At 56.9% G+C, this 20,468-nt stretch carries 13 protein-coding genes; 4 read left to right on the forward strand and 9 right to left on the reverse strand.

Annotated elements, in window-relative coordinates:
• Nucleotides 1-8: 8 nt before the first annotated feature.
• Together ETAA8_RS17880 and ETAA8_RS17885 are read right to left on the reverse strand one after the other, a co-directional pair.
• Nucleotides 9-1,607, reverse strand: a complete 1,599-nt coding sequence (locus ETAA8_RS17880) for a DUF1549 domain-containing protein (RefSeq protein ID WP_145091215.1) — start codon at nt 1,605-1,607, stop codon at nt 9-11.
• An 88-nt stretch (nt 1,608-1,695) separates the two neighbouring features.
• On the reverse strand, nt 1,696-2,985 hold the full coding sequence (locus ETAA8_RS17885) for an alpha/beta hydrolase family protein (protein ID WP_145091218.1): 1,290 nt from the start codon (nt 2,983-2,985) through the stop codon (nt 1,696-1,698).
• A gap of 785 nt (nt 2,986-3,770) precedes the next feature.
• Here ETAA8_RS17885 and ETAA8_RS17890 point away from each other — a divergent pair.
• The 3 genes from ETAA8_RS17890 to ETAA8_RS17900 all read left to right on the forward strand — a co-directional run bounded on the left by ETAA8_RS17890 (nt 3,771) and on the right by ETAA8_RS17900 (nt 8,937).
• Nucleotides 3,771-4,958, forward strand: a complete 1,188-nt coding sequence (locus tag ETAA8_RS17890; RefSeq protein ID WP_202921058.1) for an LptF/LptG family permease — start codon at nt 3,771-3,773, stop codon at nt 4,956-4,958.
• A gap of 91 nt (nt 4,959-5,049) precedes the next feature.
• Complete coding sequence (locus tag ETAA8_RS17895; protein WP_145091224.1) at nt 5,050-7,560, forward strand: DUF1549 domain-containing protein; 2,511 nt, start codon at nt 5,050-5,052, stop codon at nt 7,558-7,560.
• Between the two features lie 81 nt (nt 7,561-7,641).
• A complete protein-coding gene (locus ETAA8_RS17900) occupies nt 7,642-8,937 on the forward strand; it encodes a DUF1501 domain-containing protein (protein ID WP_145091227.1) in 1,296 nt (431 codons plus the stop codon).
• Here the strand turns inward: ETAA8_RS17900 and ETAA8_RS17905 are convergent.
• From ETAA8_RS17905 to ETAA8_RS17925, 5 genes are all read right to left on the reverse strand, one after another.
• On the reverse strand, nt 8,930-9,673 hold the full coding sequence (locus ETAA8_RS17905) for a phytanoyl-CoA dioxygenase family protein (RefSeq protein ID WP_145091230.1): 744 nt from the start codon (nt 9,671-9,673) through the stop codon (nt 8,930-8,932). The genes ETAA8_RS17900 and ETAA8_RS17905 overlap by 8 nt on opposite strands.
• A gap of 11 nt (nt 9,674-9,684) precedes the next feature.
• Nucleotides 9,685-11,058 (reverse strand): DUF1501 domain-containing protein, encoded by a 1,374-nt coding sequence (locus ETAA8_RS17910; protein WP_238397411.1) that lies wholly within the window; start codon nt 11,056-11,058, stop codon nt 9,685-9,687.
• Nucleotides 11,059-11,069: 11 nt separating this feature from the next.
• Nucleotides 11,070-13,820: a PSD1 and planctomycete cytochrome C domain-containing protein gene (locus tag ETAA8_RS17915; RefSeq protein ID WP_145091233.1), complete on the reverse strand. Its 2,751-nt coding sequence runs from the start codon at nt 13,818-13,820 to the stop codon at nt 11,070-11,072.
• Nucleotides 13,821-13,976: 156 nt separating this feature from the next.
• A complete protein-coding gene (locus ETAA8_RS17920) occupies nt 13,977-14,432 on the reverse strand; it encodes a carboxypeptidase-like regulatory domain-containing protein (protein WP_145091236.1) in 456 nt (151 codons plus the stop codon).
• A 92-nt stretch (nt 14,433-14,524) separates the two neighbouring features.
• The gene (locus ETAA8_RS17925) at nt 14,525-15,640 is read right to left on the reverse strand and encodes a DUF1559 domain-containing protein (protein WP_315851571.1); all 1,116 of its coding nucleotides are present in this window, start codon (nt 15,638-15,640) and stop codon (nt 14,525-14,527) included.
• A 782-nt stretch (nt 15,641-16,422) separates the two neighbouring features.
• Between ETAA8_RS17925 and fusA the strand changes: the two genes are divergently transcribed.
• Nucleotides 16,423-18,549, forward strand: coding sequence for an elongation factor G (gene fusA / locus ETAA8_RS17930; RefSeq protein ID WP_145091243.1), 2,127 nt, complete (start codon nt 16,423-16,425; stop codon nt 18,547-18,549).
• A 129-nt stretch (nt 18,550-18,678) separates the two neighbouring features.
• On the opposite strand, the gene ETAA8_RS17935 is transcribed toward fusA, so the two are convergent.
• Together ETAA8_RS17935 and ETAA8_RS17940 are read right to left on the reverse strand one after the other, a co-directional pair.
• Nucleotides 18,679-19,413: a 3-keto-disaccharide hydrolase gene (locus ETAA8_RS17935; RefSeq protein ID WP_145091246.1), complete on the reverse strand. Its 735-nt coding sequence runs from the start codon at nt 19,411-19,413 to the stop codon at nt 18,679-18,681.
• Between the two features lie 125 nt (nt 19,414-19,538).
• A complete protein-coding gene (locus ETAA8_RS17940; RefSeq protein WP_145091249.1) occupies nt 19,539-20,381 on the reverse strand; it encodes a hypothetical protein in 843 nt (280 codons plus the stop codon).
• Nucleotides 20,382-20,468 lie beyond the last annotated feature (87 nt).

The raw sequence follows: 20,468 nt of genomic DNA on the forward strand, positions 1-20,468 counted from the left end.
AGCCTCTGTTAGTGCTTAAAGCGAAACTCAGCCGATGTGATCAATGCCCAAACCAACTGCTCACATGTCTGAGGAAGACCGGCATTCGATTGAGACAACCAGGCTGCCAGTTGATCGATCTCACCGCTGCGTGGAGCCCGGCAGTAGATCGCGCGAATGGCTGCCGCCGCGATGGCCCGATTGTCTTTCTCAACTACGAGCCGTGATGTTACAGTTCCCTCATCAGCAGCGACGACTTTCTGGGTAGCGACATTATTCGATAAATAGAGTGCTTCCGCCGCACTTGTAAGCCCGTCTTGCACGGGATCAAGATGGGGGAGCAGCGCAGCAGCCTGCTGTTCAGCGGCCAGGTATTGTTCGACTCGATGACTCCCTTTACTTCCTGCCAGTTTCTCGGCCCGTTGTTCCAGTGCCGACGGTTCGGCGAAGCTGGCTCGGCCCGTAGCGACGAGTACCGAGAAAGCATACTGCCGTGGCGATAGTGGGCTTACTCGTCGCACTGCAAAATCAGACTCATCCGGCACTGGCGACAGCGTTTCCCATTGACTCGACAGGCGATACGCCCGACTGCTCACCAGTCCGCCGATTAAGCGCTGGATGTCGTATCCCGAATTGACGAAGTCATCGGCCAGCCATTCGAGCAGGCCCGGGACCGATGCCGGATTCGCCGAGTGCATTTGATCGACAGGATCAATCAGCCCGCGACCAAAGACCTGTTGCCAGACCCGATTCACAAACGAGCGGCTGAAAAACCTCTGCTCCGTCAGAGCAAGAGTAACGAGCTGCTCGCGCCGGCTGACTTTGGGCTTCTTGCCGTCGAGTGCAGGGGGATCTGCGGCCAAACTGCCGGAAAGGAACATGACGCGGGCTGTTTGCTGCGAGCCATCACTTCCCTTGAACGTGACATCCCCTTCAGTCTTTTCGCTGATCGAGCCCTTGCCGCCTGAAGTACGATTGAAGAACGAGGCCATGCCATAGTAATGATCCTGTTTCCAATCGGCGACGAGTGGATGATCGTGACATCGCGCACAGCTCACGTCGACACCGAAAAAGACGCGCGTCGTATCGGTCGTTAGCCGGTCGAGATCCTTCGCGCGAATCTCCAGGAACTTGGTCGCGGGCTTTCTTTCTGCCACGTCCCAGGGACCAATCATTAATTCGCGAAAGATTGCATCCCAGCGTTTTCCGCTCCGCAAGCTAGTGCGCAGATAGTCGGTGAAGTCTGCATTTCCAGCAGCAGAGCCCTGCAACATTTCCTCGAGCACAGCGCCGTAATGCAATGGGAATTCAGGCCCCGTCATTAACTCCTGTACCAAGGCCGGCCAGCGATCCACCAGCGGCTTGCCATCCTGCAAGCGAACTTCCCACTCGGTGCGCGTGGGAATGCGACCCGTAAGATCGAGCGTCAATCGCTTCAGGAGTGTGGCATCATCGGCCTGCTTCGCGGGGGTGATATTCTTGCTTTGCCAATGGTCCGCGAGGCGGCGATCGATCTCTTGGGCAACCTTCGCGAAATCACTTTCGCCTGCCAACAACTGCAGCGCACCGCAAGCAAATGCGGTCAGCACGAATGAGACCATCGCGAATGAATTGGTCCGCTGTCTCACGCGGTTTCTCCATATTTCGAAATTTGCAGGAACTTGGTCATTCGAAGTTTTTAGTGCCTAGGATGCAAACGGATTTTCAGCAACACACTCAGGTCGGTTTTAGCTGACGATCGAGCCAACTGAAGGCATCGTCTTGCATCGCAACATTGAACTGATGGGGTACATCGTAAAATTGTCCGGCGAACTTCTCCTTCGCGCCAGCCCGTTCATAGATGGCCGCAATCTTGGTCACTGAATCTTCCATTCCTTGGACGGGAAACAGACCGTCTTGACGGCATTGCTGCACAAGTAACGGTCGCGGAGCACGCAGGGCCACGACATCGGGCAAATCCAAATACTGATGCAATCCCGGCACAAAGTGAGCAAATGAGTGCGTATTGATATGCCGCTCGATCATCGGCTGCACGGTCGACATGAATCCCACCACACAGGCGGCGGCTATTCGCTCGTCGAGGCCGGCGAGAAAAATCGTTCGCCAGCCACCCAGCGAAACACCCAGGCAACCGATCCGTGCTGGATCGACCTCGGGACGAGTTACCAGGTAATCAACCGTTCGCATGTCGTCCCAGGTGATAATTCCCGGCCAGCAGATGCCCGCATAGATGAGCGACTTGGCCAACGTCGATTCTTTGCTCCGACATTTGCGATTCAGCAGATCGACCGTAGCGGGCGAATAGTCACCACGATTCGAACCCAACTCTTGATCTTCGGCAAATCTGGCCCGCCGCTCGCCGAACATGAAGGCGTCGATCGTAATTACGACATAGCCGCGCTTCACTAACTCGGTCGTAGTGGGCCGGCCGCCATAGTTCCGTTCGTGATACGTTTTCATCGTGAGATGGTTTGTCCCGAAGTCGATCACCTTTTCCTTGCCAAACAGAAACATGCCGCCGTGGGAGTGCAAATCGACAATCGCTGGTCCCCGCTCCTTGAGACCTCGTGGAATGTGGACGTAAGCGGGAACTCGAAACTGGGGCGATGTCGAGAAGAGAATCTTTTCCCGCGTGAACTCAGGGAACTCCTGCCGACTCACCACCTCGGCATTTGGCGCGACCGCGGCGGGACGATAGCCAAATGCCTCCAGAACTTTTTCGCGCCCAGCAGCTTGTTGCTCGGCCAGCGAGGCAAAGCGACCGCTGAGGAAGGAATACGGATACGGAACCTTTTCCGCCAGTCCCCTGACAACTGGGTAGAGCGAACCGAGATCCGCATTGGCCGGAGCCTGTTCAACGGGTAAGTCGGCGGGCATCTCAGCAGCGGCCACTTTTTGAGCGGCCACGAACGGTCCGGCGTTTCCAATCGCTGACATTCCGCCAGTCAGGGCGAGCGAACCCGTACCGATTGCTTTCAGGAACTCACGGCGGGGAGATGGTTGCATTTGGGGGGAATTCACTACGAGGGGAATCGACTGGCAGAGCTTGCAGTTTAGACCTGGACCTGCGATTTCGCGAATTGCTGAACTGTTTAACTAGGGTTTTGTCAAACCAACCACAGTGGCAGGACACCCGCCCATAACGGAAGAACGGACTTGCCACTTGACGGCTAATAAGCTCGCCAGCAACCGCGAATTTCGTGATTCGGAAAATTCCGTTATTTTCACTTATTCGTAATTGCGTCAATAAATAGCAAGTATTTTATTGTCACATACTTACGATAAGCACGCTTGCTGCAAGTCCTTACCGGGGAGTGGAAACGCCGAAAATCGATTTCCGGAATGCACTCCCAAATTTCCCTCCCAACTCGATACCGGTGAGTTAAGAATAAATCGTTAGGAAATCGCTACAGGCAATCGCAAGGGCTGGGTCCTTGCCATTAATATTTCTTAATATACAGTAATCGAATCTAAAACACTTGCGCACTTAAGGCTCACAACTTGCACTTGTTCGACCAAATTTGAAAGAACGATCCGTGACAATTAGATGCCTGGGCTGTGACTAGTTTGGTCCCCGCGAGGTAGAGAAAACACGCGTTGAAAAACCTGACGACGAAGGAGTTGGGGGCCTCTAGCCCTCCTCGCCATTCCGGGGGCTATTGCTCCCGCCAGTTCGGACTGGGAAGCGCGAATTCTGTCGTTTGGACAACGGTCGACTTTTGCTAGAGTACCCCCGCCAGCTTTCGTCTACGACCAATCCAAGTGCTAGCAATCTCGCCTCCAGCATTGCCGTGAACACCCTCTCTCGTTCCATCCTGTGTGACCTCACCAAGGTGTTTGCCTTTGGACTGGTGGTGCTCACGTTCATCATGGTGCTGATCGGGATTGGTCAGCAGGCGGTGCAGATGAACCTGGGTGTTGGGCCGACCCTCAAGTTGATTCCGTTCGCGCTGCCAAATGCCCTGGCGTTTGCTGTGCCCGGGACTATTCTCTTTTCTGCCTGCTTTGTGTACGGTCGGCTGGCTGCAGACAACGAAGTGGTCGCCGTAAAGTCGATGGGCATTTCGCCGATGGTCCTGCTCGCGCCCGCGATTGGGTTGTCGTTTCTGCTCAGCCTGGTGGCGGTCTGGCTCAACGACGTGGCCTATTCGTGGGGCCACTCCGGCATGCAGCGGGTCGTCATTCAATCGGTCGAAGAAATCACCTACGGCCTGTTGCGCACGCAGCGATCGTACGCAAATCCCCGCTTCTCGATCATCGTGAAAGAAGTTGACGGTCGGCGCTTGATTCGCCCGATCATCAATTTTCAAGCGAACAACGATCTGCCTGCGTTTACGCTCACCGCTTCCGAAGCCGAACTCCGTTCGAATCTCGATGAAAACACACTTAGCTTGATCCTGTTCGACTGCCAGATGGAAACCGATGACGGGGTCCGCTTCGATTGGCCGGGTCGCACGGTCCAAGACATTCCGCTGGCGTTTGCTGCCGCCAAAGACGTGGGTGAAGGGAATCCCGCGCACTTGCCACTCCGAAAAATGGCCTCCGCCATCGTCGACCAGCGACAGACCATCGTTGACCTGGAGCAATCGGTCGCCGCCGAAGTCGGCCTGGCACTAATGACGGGCGAATTCGAACTTCTCGAAATGCAAAACTGGCAAAAGCGGCAAAGTAGCATTTCCAATGCTCGCTTGCGGCTCTACCGGCTGCAGTCCGAACCTTGGCGGCGCTGGGCCAGTGGCTTCAGTTGCCTGGCATTCGTCATGATCGGTGCTCCGCTGGCAATTTTGTGGCGCAGCTCCGACTACCTAACCACCTTCGGCCTCTGCTTTGTGCCAATTCTGGCACTCTACTATCCGCTCTTCCTGGCGGGCCTGGACTACGCCAAGACGGGCGTTACACCACCGGTTACCGTGTGGCTGGGCAACATTGTGTGCATGATCATCGGCATCGGCCTGATTCGCAAAGTCATCCGCAATTGAGTGGCCAACAACGCATCAACAGGCAATAATCAGTGGCCGTGGCGCATCCCATTCGTGGGTGAATTTGTGACAGCCGGTATTGAGGACGTTGATGATGCTGGGACCGATGAAGCAACGCTTGCTATTCGCTGCGTTGATTTGCTGCTTGCCATTACTGACCACTGCCAACGCCGCCGATGTGGTTCCGTCGGTCGTAACCAGGTTCGCCGCTGCGACCGGCGACGAAGAGCCCAGCCTGCGCCGGCATGTGCTCCCGCTCATGGGCCGCCTTGGTTGCAATGGACGGGCCTGCCACGGCTCGTTTCAAGGGCAGGGCGGATTTCGCCTGTCGCTGTTTGGCTACGACTTCGCTGCCGACCATGCGGCCGTGGTTGGGGGCGATGAACCCCGCACCAATCTGAAGCAACCGGACGAAAGCCTGATTCTGCAAAAGCCGCTGCTGGTTATCGATCACGACGGCGGCAAGCGATTTGAAAAAGGAAGTTGGCAACATCATCTGCTGCTCCGCTGGGTGACGGCAGGTGCGAAAACGGTTGCCGAGGACGAAGCCGAGATTACCCATCTAGAAATCTCCCCGCGGGAAATCGTCTTTGCCAAGAAAGGCGAAACGGCCCAGATAAAGGTGATGGCCCACTGGTCCGACGGCGCTCGGGAAGACGTCACTCCGATTTGCCGCTTTCGCAGCAATGACGAATCGATGGCAACCATCGACGAGGCTGGCCTGGTGACCGCGCTTGGTCCTGGCGATACCGCAGTGGTCGCCTTTTACGATAACGGTGTTCTCCCCGTTCAAGTCTTGCTGCCAGTCACCGACCAACTGGGCGACAAGTACCCGGCAGTTCCCACACCCACCAAGATCGACGAGCTAGTCGTCGCCAAGCTCAGCAAGCTGGGCGTTGTTCCTTCCGAACTCTGCACCGATACCGAGTTTCTCCGCCGCGTCAGTCTCGACCTGATCGGCACGTTGCCAGCCCCGGGTGAAATCGATTCGTTTCTGGCTGATACGTCGGCCGACAAACGCAACCGCAAGATCGACGAATTACTCTCGCGCCCCGCTTACGCAGCCTGGTGGGCGACAAAACTGTCCGACCTCACGGGCAACACCAGCGCGCTCGGGCCACAAGGTGGCGAGCAAGGTTTGAATGGCGTGAAGGCTCGGCAATGGCACGCCTGGATCACGCGCCGGGTGGAACAGAACGTTCCTTACGACAAGTTAGTCGAAGGGATTGTGCTCGCCGTAAGTCGCTCGCCCGACCAGCCGTTTCTCGACTACACCGCGGAAATGAGTTCCTATTTTCGTGGCACTGAGCCGGCCGATTTTGCCGAGCGCGAGACGATGCCCTACTACTGGACTCGGCGTCAGCTTGGTTCTCCGTCCGCCAAGGCGTTGGCATTTGCTTACTCCTTTCTCGGCGTCAGCCTGCAGTGCGCGGAATGCCACAAGCACCCGTACGATCAATGGACCAAGCAGGACTTCGATCAGTTTGCAGTCTTCTTCAATGGGGTTCGTTATGGCGCATTCAGTCGCGACGAAACGACCGCGATGAAGAAAGAGCACGGCCTCACCATGGATGAGGATTCCGGCGACTTCAAAAGGCTGTTTGTCACGCTCTTGGCAGAGGGAAAGACCTTGCCGTTCAAGGAACTGACCGTTCCGCGCCCGTCGAAAAATCCCAAACTGAGCAAACCGCGTCCCGACAAAGCGGGCCGCGTCATCACGCCGCGCGTTCTCGGCGGCGAAGAAGTGCTGACGAGTGAATACCCCGACCCGCGTCAGCCTTTGATGGATTGGATGCGGCAGGAAGATAACCCGTATTTCGCCAAGGCATTCGTGAATCGAGTTTGGGCGGGCTACTTTCACATCGGTTTGATTGACCCGCCCGATGATCTCAACCTGGCCAATCCACCCAGCAATCCGGCGCTGCTCGATTATCTGGCGGATGAGTTCATTCGCCAAAAGTACGACATGAAATGGCTTCATCGCGAGATCACGCGCAGCCGGACCTATCAACTGAGTTGCCGCCCCAACCGCACGAATGAAAACGACGAGCGAAACTACAGCCGCGCCGTGATTCGTCGTCTGCCGGCTGAAGTCACTTACGATGCCCTCGCCTACGCTACGGCCAGCGATGAAACTCGCGCCAGCCTGGATGCCAAGCCCGCGACCCTCCGCGCCATTGGCGAAGTCAGCGGGCTGAATGGCCGCGATGCAGGGGCGAGCAGTTACGCGGTGAATCTCTTCGGCAAACCGCCCCGCGCGATCAACTGCGATTGTGAACGCTCAGCAGAGCCAAACCTGTTGCAACTCGTCTATCTGCGCAATGACAACGAAATTGATTCGTTGCTCGATCGCAAGGATGGCTGGCTGCAAAAGCTGCGCGACTCCCAACCTTCGAAGCGAAGTAAAATTGCCAACGCGAAACCGCTCGATCACGAAGCCCTCGTGCGCGAAGCCTACTTCCGCACGCTCTGCCGGTTGCCGAGCGAGCAGGAAGAAAAGATTGCCCTGGGAACATTGTCATCTGCAGCTGATCCGATCACTGGCCTGCGGGATCTGATGTGGGCACTCCTAAACACCAAAGAATTTATTGTGAACCGATAACTGCCTGACCCCTGACCTCCCGATCTCCGACTTCTGACCGCTGACCTCCGACCACACAGGTCGCTCAAAGGATCTATAAATATGACCACTCACCGCTACTGCGACGGTATTGCTCGGCGAGATTTTCTCCGCGTTGGTGCGCTCGGCAGCGCCGGCCTTAGTCTGGCCAGTTACTTGCGGGCGACTGAGGCTGGAGAAGTTCAGCCTGCCAAAGGAAAATCCGCGATCTTCGTCTATCTTGGCGGCGGGCCTCCTCATCTCGATACGTTCGACTTGAAGCCTGATGCTCCTGCAGAGTTTCGCGGCGAGTTCAATCCGATTGAGACCAACGTCAGCGGAATCCAGGTCTGCGAGCATTTGCCGCAGTTGGCCAAGTGCGCGGATAAGTACGCGATTGTCCGCGGCATCAGTCACACCCTCGCGGGGCACGAACTGGGGACGAGCTACGTCAACAGCGGCAGCCGGCCCGTTCCCTCGCTGATTTACCCCGGTTATGGTTCGGTCATCAGCCGTGAATTGACCGGCGCGAGCGACTTGCCCCATTTCGTTGCGATTCCGAACACACCTCAGCGGGCCGGCTACTTGGGCGTGCGGTATGCTCCCTTGCAAACCAACAGCACACCATCGGCAGGAGTCCCTTACAGTGTGCGCGGCATTTCGCTGGGGAGTGGAAAGACTCCCGAACAGTTTTCCTCTCGCAATGTGCTGCTCGAACAACTCGATACCGGACTCGACGAGTTCAAGGCCAGCAGCAAGCTGGTGGACGGGCTCGATCGCTTCGGCCAGCAAGCGTTCGATCTCATCAGTTCCCCCCGAGCACGCGAAGCGTTCGACGTAAGCCTGGAAGATCCGAAGATTGCCGAACCGTTTGGCAAAACGAAGTTCGGTCAGAGTTGTCTGCTGGCGACGCGCCTCGTCGAGGCGGGCGTCCGCTTTGCCACCGTCAGTTTCGGCGGCTGGGATACGCATTCGGGCAACTTCAAGAAGTGCAAGGAGAGCCTGCTGCCCGAACTCGATCAAGGTTTGTCGGGTCTCTTCACCACGCTCGATCAGAAAGGACTGCTGGCTTCGACGACGGTCTTCGTCATTGGCGAGTTCGGTCGCACGCCCAAGATCAACGACAAAGCGGGCCGCGATCACTGGCCCCGCGCGATGTTTGCCCTGCTAGCCGGTGGCGGTATCAAGGGGGGGCAAGTGCTCGGCGCGAGTGACGACAAGGGTCAAGGGCCCGCTGGCGACGGCTTCACGCCCGACCAATTGGCGGCTTCGTTCTATCACAGCCTGGGGATCGACTTCCGCAAGGAATATCACACCAGCACTGGCCGCCCGGTCACGATCGTGCGCGAAGGGACCGTCATTCCGCAGCTGTTCAGCTAAGTTCCGGCCGAACGCGATGTTTCCACTCCAGGCCGCCCGGTAGATCCGTGGCGGCATATTCGATGTGAATCACACGCCGATGCTGGGCGGCAACCGATCGCGCCGAAGCATGCAACGTCAGCGGACACATCGACACGATTCCGCCCCTGCCGACCGCGCAAACTACTTCTGGCACCCTCGCCTTCCACGCGTCGAGCTCTTCATCTAGCCAACCAAACCGATGCGAGCCGGGCAGCACGCGGAGCGGTCCGTTCTCTTCCCCACATTCATCCAGATGAACTCGCACTGCGACCATCCGCGCGAGCACTTCAGCGGGCGGCTGAACTTGCCAAATGCCAGCCTTGTGTGACCAGGCGATATAGCCGGGAACCTCACGCTTCTCTTGGACGGCGATCACATTATCTTGATGCCAGAAGAGTGACCAGTTCGAGCCCGGAACTTTGTCAAAGAAGATCGCCCGGACCGCGAAGGCATTACTACCAAGCACCGCAGTCGCGAACTGGCGGACCGCAGGTTGGTTGGCCAGTGAACAAACTTCAGGGCAAACTTCCAGCAGGTTGCGAATGCCGTAGACGTTTTGTTTCTTGCGCACTTCCTCGCCGCTCGGCACATTCTCAATGGCCTGTGCGAGTGCGTTTAACTGAGAGAACGGCAAGACAGCTTCACAGATGAAGTAGCCATCGCGTTCAAAGTCCGCAGCGTACTTTTGGGGATCGAAGTCCGAGATTGAATTCATGCGATTGCAATCTAGGCCAAGATCTCGCGGATAATTTTGCCGTGGACATCGGTCAAGCGGAAATCGCGGCCGGCGTGGCGGTACGTTAGCCGCGTGTGGTCGATTCCCATTTGATGCAAGATGGTCGCGTGCAGATCATGCACATCGACTTTGCCGCTGACGATGTTACGGCCGATGTCGTCGGTCTCGCCGTGGACAATGCCGCCCTTGATGCCTCCGCCAGCGAGCCAGATCGAAAAGCAGTTGCCGTGATGGCCGCGGCCATTCTTTCCCTCTTTGGCTGGCGTGCGGCCAAACTCGGTCGCCCAGACCACCAGTGTTTCGTCGAGCAGGCCGCGCTGTTTCAAGTCGCGAATCAAGCCAGCCATGGGCTGATCGACTGATTTGGCCAGGCCGATGTGATCCTTCATTTCGCCGTGTGAATCCCAGTTCGGTCGCGAGCCGGTATCGACGAGTTCGATGAACCGGACTCCACGCTCGGCCAGCCGCCGCGCGACGAGACATTGCCAGCCAAAGCTGGACGTTTCGCCCCGCTTGAGACCGTACGACTCGTGCGTCGCATCGGTCTCTTGATTCACATCGAAGGCTTCGGGGCCGGCGGTCTGCATTTGAAAGGCTGTTTCGAACGACTTGATCCGGGCGGCCAGATTCGAATCGTCTTGCCGACGCTGCAAATGCGTGCTGTTGAATTGCGAGAGGAGCCCGAGTTCGAGTTCCTGCACCCGCTGCTGCTTGCTGCGGGGCACGAGGTTCTCGATTGGCTGCGTGCCGGGAATGACGCGAGTTCCCTGATGGTAGGCGGGCAGGAAGTCGCTGGCGTAAACCTGCGTGCCGCCGTAGGGCAGGTGCGGAGCGATCACCATGAACGACGGCAAGTTCTGGTTGACCGTCCCCAGCCCATAACTGATCCACGAGCCCATGCTGGGGCGGGTGAAGGTGGCGGAACCGGTGTGCATGCCAACCGCGGCTTCGGTGTGGTCGAAGTGGGCCGACTTCATCGAGCGGATGACGCAGACTTCGTCGAGTTGCTCGCGCAGGTGCGGAAACAAGTCCGTGACGACCGTCCCGCAGCGCTGGTTGGCCTGCCACTTGAAGTGGCTCCCCATCAGCTTTTCTTTGCCGTTGCCGTCGCGCCCGCCATCCGTCGACTTCGGATCGAAGGTATCAATATGCGACACTCCGCCGGTCGCGAACAGGAAGATCACTCGCTTCGCCTTGGCGGCAAAGTGAGGCTGCTTCACGCTGAGCGGACCATTCGCAGCAGCACTATCGCGCGGCGATTCCCCGGCCATCAGTTCCGACAAGATGCCGGGCATGAGCAGGCTGCCACTCACCAGGGAGCGGATGACGTTGCGTCGGGAGACGGAGAAATGAGTTGCGGACACAATTAGTCTCGTTAGTCAACGTACAAAAACTCATTCATGCGGAACAATACGCGGGCCAGCGAAGTGAGCGCCTGTTGCGGTCGTTCGTTGGCGGGCGTGGATGTAAGGTCGAATTCTTTTTCCAAAGCGGCGAACCAATCCCTGGTAGCAGCTTGTTCAATATCGGTTGGCGGGCGACCTAGCGTCAAGGCAAAGGCCCGCTCGGTTCGTGCGGATGGATCGGACGTTTCACGCACGAGCCGCTCGGCCAGTTTCGCGGCTTGCTGATTGACGAATTCGTTATTCAGCAGATACAGGGACTGCACCGTTGTGACCGAACTATCGCGGGCCGGTGTACTGGCGTTACGATCGGCACCGTCGAAGGTGGCAAAGAACGGGATGTTGTTCAAACGAGCCGTCATCAGGTACACACTGCGGCGATTGCTGTCGTAGCGATCGCGAAACGGATGATGCTGCGTGAAGCCCCACTTGTCGACAGGTGGGAATGGATGCGGGTCGCGTGGCATGGTGCTATCGAGTTGACCGCTGATCGCCAGCAGCGAATCTCGCAGCGACTCGGCATCCAGGCGGTGACGCGAATAGCGCCAGTGATAATCGTTATTCGGATCCTGGCTGAGCGCTGCGGCCGGCAATGCCTGGCCAAGTGGCGGGACCGAAGCCAGTTGATAGGTGTTGCTGAGCATGATCGTCCGATGCAACCGCTTGAGGGACCAACCGTCTTGGTGGAAGCGAGTGGCAAGCCAATCGAGCAACTGCGGATGCGTTGGCGGCTGACCGCGAGCACCGAAGTCGCTCGGCGTCTTCACTAGTCCCGAACCAAAGTGGTACTGCCACACTCGATTGACCATCACGCGCGGAGTAAGTGGATTCTTGGTATCGGTCAGCCATCCGGCCAATTGCAGGCGGCCACTTTGCTCGGCCTGTTGTTCGTCCAACATCTGCCCACCGAGCACATCCAAAAACTTCCGCGGCACCTGGTCGCCTGGCTTGTCGGGCTCGCCGCGCAATCGGACATGAGCATCTTTCGGCTTGGCATCGGCCATTGCATAAGCGACTTGCGAACCGGGCTTACCGTTCTCGACTAGCGGAACAAAGTCGCGCGGCTTCTTATCGAGTTCAATCCCAGGAAACGGATAGCGCGTGCTGGCGAAGAAACCATACAGCCCGTAGTAGTCCTCGTTCGAAATGGGATCGAACTTGTGATCGTGGCAACGAGCACAACTGATCGACAGTCCCAAGACCGTGCGGCCCAGGTTTTCAATCGTATCTTCAATTGTCAGATGCTGCGGGTAGTTGTCGACGAGCGAACCAAACCGCCGGGAACTCGCCAGGTAACCGGTGGCGATAATCTGTTCGTTGCGTTGGGAATCGTTCGTGGCCGGCATCAGGTCGCCGGCAATTTGCTCGCGGACAAATTGGTCGTAGGGCTTATCGGCGTTGAGCGAATCGATGATGTAATTGCGATACAGATAAAGCTGCGGAACCGGATAGTCCGAGTTGTCTCCAGCTGTATCTGCATAACGCACGAGGTCCATCCAATGCCGCCCCCAGCGTTCACCGTAATGACGCGATGCGAGCAACCGATCGACGACCGTTTGCCACGCCTGCGGTGAGTCGTCGGCCAGGAAAGCGGCGATTTCTTCGGGCTGCGGCGGGAGGCCAGTCAAGTCGTAGGTTGCGCGGCGAATGAGTGTCCGCTTGTCGGCAGGCTGAATCGGCTGCAGTCCTCGGCGTTCCAATTCGGCGAGAATAAATCGGTCCAGGTCTCCTTGCGGCCAACTCGTATTGTTCACCTTTGGAGCGGGGGGATTCTCGATCGGCCTCAGCGACCAGAACTGCCGGGCAGCAGCCACGTCGATCTTCTTTTTCACATAGCGGGTGGCCTTGATCCGCGGATCTGGCGCACCAAGCAAAACCCACTTCTCCAAGTCGGCAATCTCGGCCGCTGCCAGTTTCTTCTCGGGCGGCATCTGCAAATCGTCCGCGTAGCGAATGGCCTTGATAAACAAGCTTTGGTCCAGATCTCCCGGCACAATGGCAGGCCCTGTGCTCCCCCCTTTACGTAGCGCAGCCCGCGAATCGACCAGCAAGTCTCCCTGCAGTTCCTTCGCCTCGGCCGAGTGGCATTCGTAGCAATGCTTGACGAGTAAAGGACGAATGCGGCTTTCGAAGAAGGCGATATTCTCCGGCGTCAAATCGGCTGGGGAGCCATCGTGCTCGCCGCGCCAGATTTCGATTCCTGAAAAGTTTGCAGCGCCGCCTCGACTCGTGATTTGAATCGAACCCTCGTTGTTGTCGGCTTTGACATCGATCACGTACGGCCCAAGCCGATCCCAGTGTCCGGCGGAACCGCTTTGATAAAAGCGCAGCACGTCCTGGCCATTGATCGCGATGCGAAAGGTCTCGCTGTTGTTGTCTTCCCAGACGTAGACAAAAACGGAATACTTCCCGCTGGGCACGCCGCTGACGACGACTTTGTTGCCGCCCCAGCGACTGCTCCGGATCATCTTGGCACGATCGGGATCGGTCGGCGGGTTCAGCTTGACGTCTTGATTAGCAAACGACTTGTCGGTGCAGGCGAAGTTCGCAGGCTGATGGTCGGCGTCTTGCCCTTCCCAGGCGTGTCCATCGATCTTCACCGGCGGACCATTGAGATTCACTCCACGGTAGAACGTGGGGCGCAGATCTTCTGCAGCTGACAACGATCCGGCCAACAACGCCAGCAGCGCGCATGTCCATTGCCGGTGAGGAAGGCGAGCCATCGTCTGCATGCAAGTCGACCGGAGAGAGGATTCAGTTACCAACGAGGCCACTCATCGGGCGCGCTCGCCAGTATTTACTGCCCGTCTATCGTAGTCGTCGGCACTGCCCGCCAGCAAAAGAAACGGCCAATCAGGGAAGACCGTCCACCGCTGCATTTACTCGGTCAGATTGAATTCTGGAGCATTGTTCGCCCCCTTTTTCACCTCAAACGTAAGCCCGGATTGGGTTGGCTCGAAATACTTGACCGGAATGACTGGATCGCCGGGCATCTTCTCGCCGGGTAATCCGCTGCCAACCTCACCGGGGCGGAGATCGCGGTCTGGCCCCCGGGCAGAGATCGCCACTTTGTGCGGGCCAATCAGCGCACCATCGGTGATCTCGAACGTGCCGAGCACGAACTTCCCTTGGGCATCGGTTAAACCAGAGGCACTACGCCCGCCACTTTCCGGAATGAACGTCACCATCGCCCCCACCAGCGGAAAATTTCGATAAGTGACTTTGCCCGCAACCGGTGCGCGTGGGGGACCAGAGTCAGTGCCACAGCCGATGACGGCAAACGAGACAAGTGCGCATAGCAGGGCTAAGAAACCAAACTTGCTTGGATTGGACATTGCTGTTGAATCTAAAGCGAAAAGGATGCGAGCGAACGTGGGAAAATTATGGCAGGAAGCTGGGCAGGAGTATGTTCAATGAACCGAGCTGGCTAGTTACTATTTACCTCGCCTCCTTGGCGGCTCCCCATTGCGTTATAGGTAACCATGGCGATGTTTTGACTCAGGAAGGTGACGCTGCCGTCGCATAGTGCAAACATGCTGCCGCCGGGATGATGACTTTGGAAGCCGCGCCCGCGCCAAGGTTGCCCCACAGTACAACCTGGACAGTAGAAAGACTTTTGCTCCATCGAGGGTAAAATGTTGAAATTAATCGGCAGACTGGTTCCATTCACGCTGCCTGTATACGTGAACCAGACCATATCGGTACCGCCTCCAACCGACGAATTATGGCCGAGCAAGATGGTGTTACTCAGTCCGTCGATCACATTCGACATTTTGACCGCGGGCGTATTGTTGGAGTAATTGAAAATGCCGCGGTGCTGAAGGGGCGAACCTCCGGCACCACCGAATCCCGATGTTGGTTCCGGGCAATCCGGGCCCGCAGCCCCACCACCCGAGGTCTGGCTGCAACCGCCGCACCCGTAGGCTTTGCCGGTGGCCCCAATCGTGTAGTTCGACGTGTCGCCAACAATGAAGGCGTCTCCAAAACTTCCCAGATAGTGTGTCGGTCGCGTCAAAAAGGCATTCACGCCGGCCGTAACCGCTAAACTGCCGGTCCCATCATTGCAAGTAATGCCGGGAATCTGCCGATCGGGAAATGCTTTGCCCGCGTAAGGATCGGTTGAGCAGGTGAGCACCTTTAAATTAGCGTCGTGAGCCGCCTTCATGCTGACGCAGCAGACATTGGTGTTGACGTTGATCGCATCCGAGAGCGCCTGCTGCTCGATGAACGGCAGCACGCTGACAATCCAGCCCCAACCTTGGTTGGTTGTCGTTGCGGGCGGTCGTCCCGCCGGAAACGATCCATGGGTGTCGTGGAAATTGTGCAATCCGAGCGCGAGTTGTTTCACGTTGTTCGAACAAGACGAGCGCCGGGCCGATTCGCGGGCCGATTGCACCGCAGGTAGCAGAAGTGCGACCAAGACACCAATGATGGCAATGACCACCAGCAGTTCCACCAGGGTGAAACCGCGACTATTTACCGGAGAGGAAATGCCCCGAGAGGAATACATCCCGTTGCAGCCAACCGTTCGTGGATCAAGCATGATCACCTCCGAAGTAAGAGCCGCCTCAGCCTGTGAATCTAAACACGAATCGTCTGGCGACGCAAACCTGAGTTGGGGGGGATCGGCCTCGATTTGCATTATTTTTTGGCTCCGGCTGGCATAGCTGGTCACAAAGCAATCGATAGGGCAAAAGCCTGGCAGATCAATCCATACCTGCCGGCCTCTACTAATGTCAGTTGTGTTGGATTGCGATTCGTAATCGATTCTCTTCGTTCAAGAGATCAGCGACCCGATCGCAACAGAGCAGATTCCAACTTTCGGCAGAGCAATTTGACCTTCCAGAGGTCGAAATGGGGCCGCCAACTGCGCGACGACCTGTCTAGTGGGCGACTGGTCGTCAAGTCGTGTGAAACTATCGAGAATTTGCTCCGTCTCTCCCAATAGGTGCTCATTTGACCTTTCCGCGGGGGCGGTTTCCGATAAGATTATCGGTTACAAGGATGACGGTTTTCTCGCAGCGATTGCCCGAACTAGGGCCCCTCGAACAGCATCTTGAGGATGCGGTTTGGCAGGGCCAGTTTTCCAGTTGGGCACCGTCGTTGCGTGGCCGGCCCTGTTTTCGCCAGACAGGGCCTGCTCGATCTGCCCCGCTGCGGTTCTGCCAATTCGCGTTAACTCTCGTGGGCTATACGAGTTAGCGGTAGCGGCAGCCACCTTCATCTGGGGTGTGCTATTGGATGGCGTTTATGTGTACACTGGATTGATTCGGCCCAGCGCATTGCTGGTTCGATGTTTTTGCGTCGTGTTTTCTAGGTGCAGTTATGGATCTGACAAAAGTTCGCAACTTCGGTATTTCGGCTCACATCGACTCGGGTAAGACGACCCTCAGCGAGCGGATCCTGTTCTACTCTGGCCGCATCCACAAGATCGAAGAGGTCAAGGGTGGCGGCGACGGCGCGACCATGGACCATATGGAGCTGGAAAAAGAACGCGGTATCACCATTACCAGCGCGGCGACGCACTTGGAATGGAACGACCCGGCGTTTCCTGGCGATGAGAACCACATGCACATCATGAACCTCATCGACACGCCCGGACACGTGGACTTCACCATCGAAGTCGAACGCAGTTTGCGCGTGCTCGACGGCGCTGTGCTCGTGCTGTGCGCGGTCGGTGGCGTGCAATCGCAATCGATGACGGTCGATCGCCAGATGAAGCGATACCACATTCCGCGCATTGCGTTCATCAACAAGATGGACCGCACCGGCGCTCGTCCGCTCGCGATCCTCGACGATCTGCGCAGCAAATTGAATGCGAACCCGGTGCTCATTCAGTACCCAATGGGTGGCGGCGAAACCTTTGCCGGCGTCATCGATATGGTTACGCAAAAGGCCTTCTTCTTTGATGGTCCGAAGGGTGAAGTCGTTCGTGAGGAAGCGATTCCTGCCGAATATGAAGCCCCGGTCAAAGAATGGCGTCACAAGATGCTCGAAGCGCTGGCGATGTACAGCGACGAATTGATGGAAATCCTGCTCAGCGAGCAGGAACCGCCAATTCAGTTGGTGTACGACACCATCAAGAAGGCGACCCAACAGCAGGGCATGACTCCGGTCATGGTCGGCTCGGCTTATAAGAACAAGGGTGTGCAGCTGCTGCTCGACGCGATCGTTCGCTACTTGCCTTCACCGCTCGAACGCGACCTGACGGCCAAGAAGTGGGACAATCCGACGGAGACGATGGGTCTGAAGCCAGATCCAAATGCCCCGTTCGTCGGCATGGCGTTCAAGATTGTCGAAGATCCCTTCGGTCAGTTGACCTTCTTGCGTATCTATCAAGGTACGATCAAGAAGGGCGAGTTTTACTACAACCAACGTACGCAGAAAAAAGACCGTTTCAGCCAAATCGTCAAGATGCACGCCAATAAGCGTGAAGTTGTGGACGGGGCCGAAGCGGGCGATATCGTCGCGATCACGGGCATCGACTGTGCGAGCGGCGATACCTATGCGTCCGAAAACAAGTATTGCTCGCTGGAAAGCATGTTCGTCCCCGAACCGGTGATTAAGGTCGCCGTGACGCCGACGAGCCGTGCAGATGCGGACAAGATGAGCAAAGCCCTCCAACGCTTCCGTAAGGAAGACCCGACCTTCCGCGTCTTCAACGACGAGGAAACCAGCGAGACGATCATCGCGGGTATGGGTGAGTTGCACCTCGATATTTACGTCGAACGCATTCGCCGTGAATACAAGGTGGAACTGGAAGTTGGTGCGCCGAAGGTCAGCTACCGTGAATCGCCAACTCGCAAGTACGAATACAACTACAAGCACAAGAAGCAAACCGGTGGTTCGGGCCAATACGGCCACGTCGTCGGTTACTTCGAACCGCTGCCAGATGACTCGACCGAGAACTTCGTCTTCGATTGGAAAGTGACCGGTGGTCGCATTCCAGGTGAATTCGAAAGCTCGATCGAAAAGGGTTTCCGGGCGCTCCTGAACAAGGGTCCGCTTGCCGAATACCCGATTGTCGGTCTGCACGTAGTCGTCACCGATGGTTCGTACCACGATGTGGATAGCTCGGATCGTGCTTTCCAAATCACGGCCCAGGACTGTCTGCGGACGCACTTCATCGATACCAAGCCGGCGATTCTCGAACCGATCATGAAGGTCGAAATCGAGTGCCCGGAAAACTATCAGGGTGATGTGACTGGCGACGTGAACCGCCGCCGTGGCATCGTCATGAACAGCGACACTCGCGAAGGAGTCTGCCAGATTCTGGCCGAAGTCCCGCTGTCAGAAGTGTTCGGTTACGCGACCGACATCCGCAGCATGACGAAGGGCCAAGGTACCTTCACGATGGAACTCGCCGCCTATCGCAAGGCTCCGAGCAATGTTCAGGAAGAGATCATCGCCGAAAAGAAGAAGAACTCGAAGCAGCTTGTCGGCGCTAAGTAACACTCGTAGGCGAGTCATTCCATGACTCGCACACAAATAACTCGGGCCAGGTAGTGATGAACTACCTGGCCCTTTTTTATGCCTTCAACATCCTGAGGTCGAAGTTTATGGCAACTTCGTGGCAGGAAATTACTTCAGGTCGCGAATGCGGATGTTTTTGAACTCGGTCCACATGGGCTTGCCGGCGTGCAACTGCAACGCGAGAACCCCTTCCGTCAGGGCCAACTCGGGATGATTATCAGTGAAATCGAGAACCAACCGGTCGTTGAGATAGTGTTGGATGTGCTTCCCCTTGGCGATGATGACAACGTCATTCCAATCGTCGAGCTTGACTAACTTTCCGAAGGAAGCTTGATCGATTAAGTCAGCCTTAATGACCTTCTTGCCATCCGATTCCCAGGTCGCTTGTTCGCCCACAAGGCAGATGCGTCCGCGTTTGCCACCTTCGTCGTAGATAAAACCGGCGACGTTGGGCAGCTTGTTCTCGTTACGGAGTTCGTGCTGGTAACCGCGGACGACCCAGTTGTTGTTCACCTTGCCTTCGGTGATGTGCTTGGAGCGATACTGGACGCCCGAGTTGTTGGTGTTGCTGCACCGGAACGAAAAACGCAGCTCAAAATCATTGAGCTTGCCATCCTTCCAAATGATGAAGGTGTTCCCCTTAGCCGGAACTTCGGCGGTGGTCTCACCGCGGATTACGCCATCCTTAACGCTCCAGAGCTTGGGGTCGCCGTCCCACCCAGTGAGATCTTTTCCGTTAAAAAGTGACCGCATGCCCGCTGTTTCAGCTGGAGCAGTGGTCGCACCATCCGGCGCTGCGGCCGGAATGAGCGTTGCCAGAGCGAGTAACAAGTTCGAGAGCATTTCCTTCTCCGTGAATAGATGAACGTAATTTGTTAAACCGAAATCGCCTAACCGAAGGCCAGCTACGCATTTTACCCACAATAAGTTGCCGTAGGGAATTCGCCCTTCAGCTCCATGGTCGATCATTAGTCTCGGTGGACACCGTAAAGTTTAGCGACGTCTGCGACGAAGAGGCGATGCTTTTCAGGAACTGCTCCTTGCCAGCGCTGGAGAAAATCAGCGAACGATTCTTTGGCAGGAGGAGGCAATGAATTGAGCCAGCGGATTGCTTCCCAGCGCGTTGGCTGTTCTTCGAAGTAAGAGAGGAGGACAACCGCCATTGCTCCATTCAACTCGCGATCGGTAGCTGTCTTGCGAAGTTGAGCCTCGTGATCGCGATAGAAAGCGGGCATTCCCTTGGCATAGATCTCGCGAGTGTGCGCCCGCTGGCGAATGACGTTGTCAGCGTATTCGCGCAGGTTATCCCGATAACTCGCCCAATGCTTGTACGGCGGGCCGTCCTTCCAGTCTCGAGCCATACCGCGCAATACATACAGGGACGCAGTTTCACTCAGCGTCTCTTCAAACCAGCGATTGCTCGAATCCCCTTCGCGAAAACCACAAAGTACGTGACAGAACTCGTGACCAAACTGGTAAGCGTATTGTGACCAGAGGGTATTGCTCGTGTCGAGTTTCACCACGATCTCGCGGCGGTCATTCCGCTTATAGAGAGTGATCGGACCAGACTGGCCGCGAGTGACGACGAATGGCTCGAGCTCGTAGTCGGCGAAAAGTGGCCACAGTTGCCGGGCCGCAGAGTCACACACTGCGCGAATATCGGCTTCGCTGGCCGAGAAGTCCGTGGCATCGACGCGGTAGTTAGGAATCTCGCTTCGCTTGTTATCTGGTTTTGTTTCCTGAGCCGTCAGCGATGTATGGGCGATGCTAGTCGCAACGACCGCCACGAATGCCAATAAAGTGCGCGACATATCGAACGCTCAGGCTGGAAGAAGCGAAATTGCAATTCGGCTCCGAATCTCGCTCGATTCTACCGGGCCACCTTGCCGGTCGATAGA

Source organism: Anatilimnocola aggregata, from assembly GCF_007747655.1.
GTDB lineage: Bacteria > Planctomycetota > Planctomycetia > Pirellulales > Pirellulaceae > Anatilimnocola > Anatilimnocola aggregata.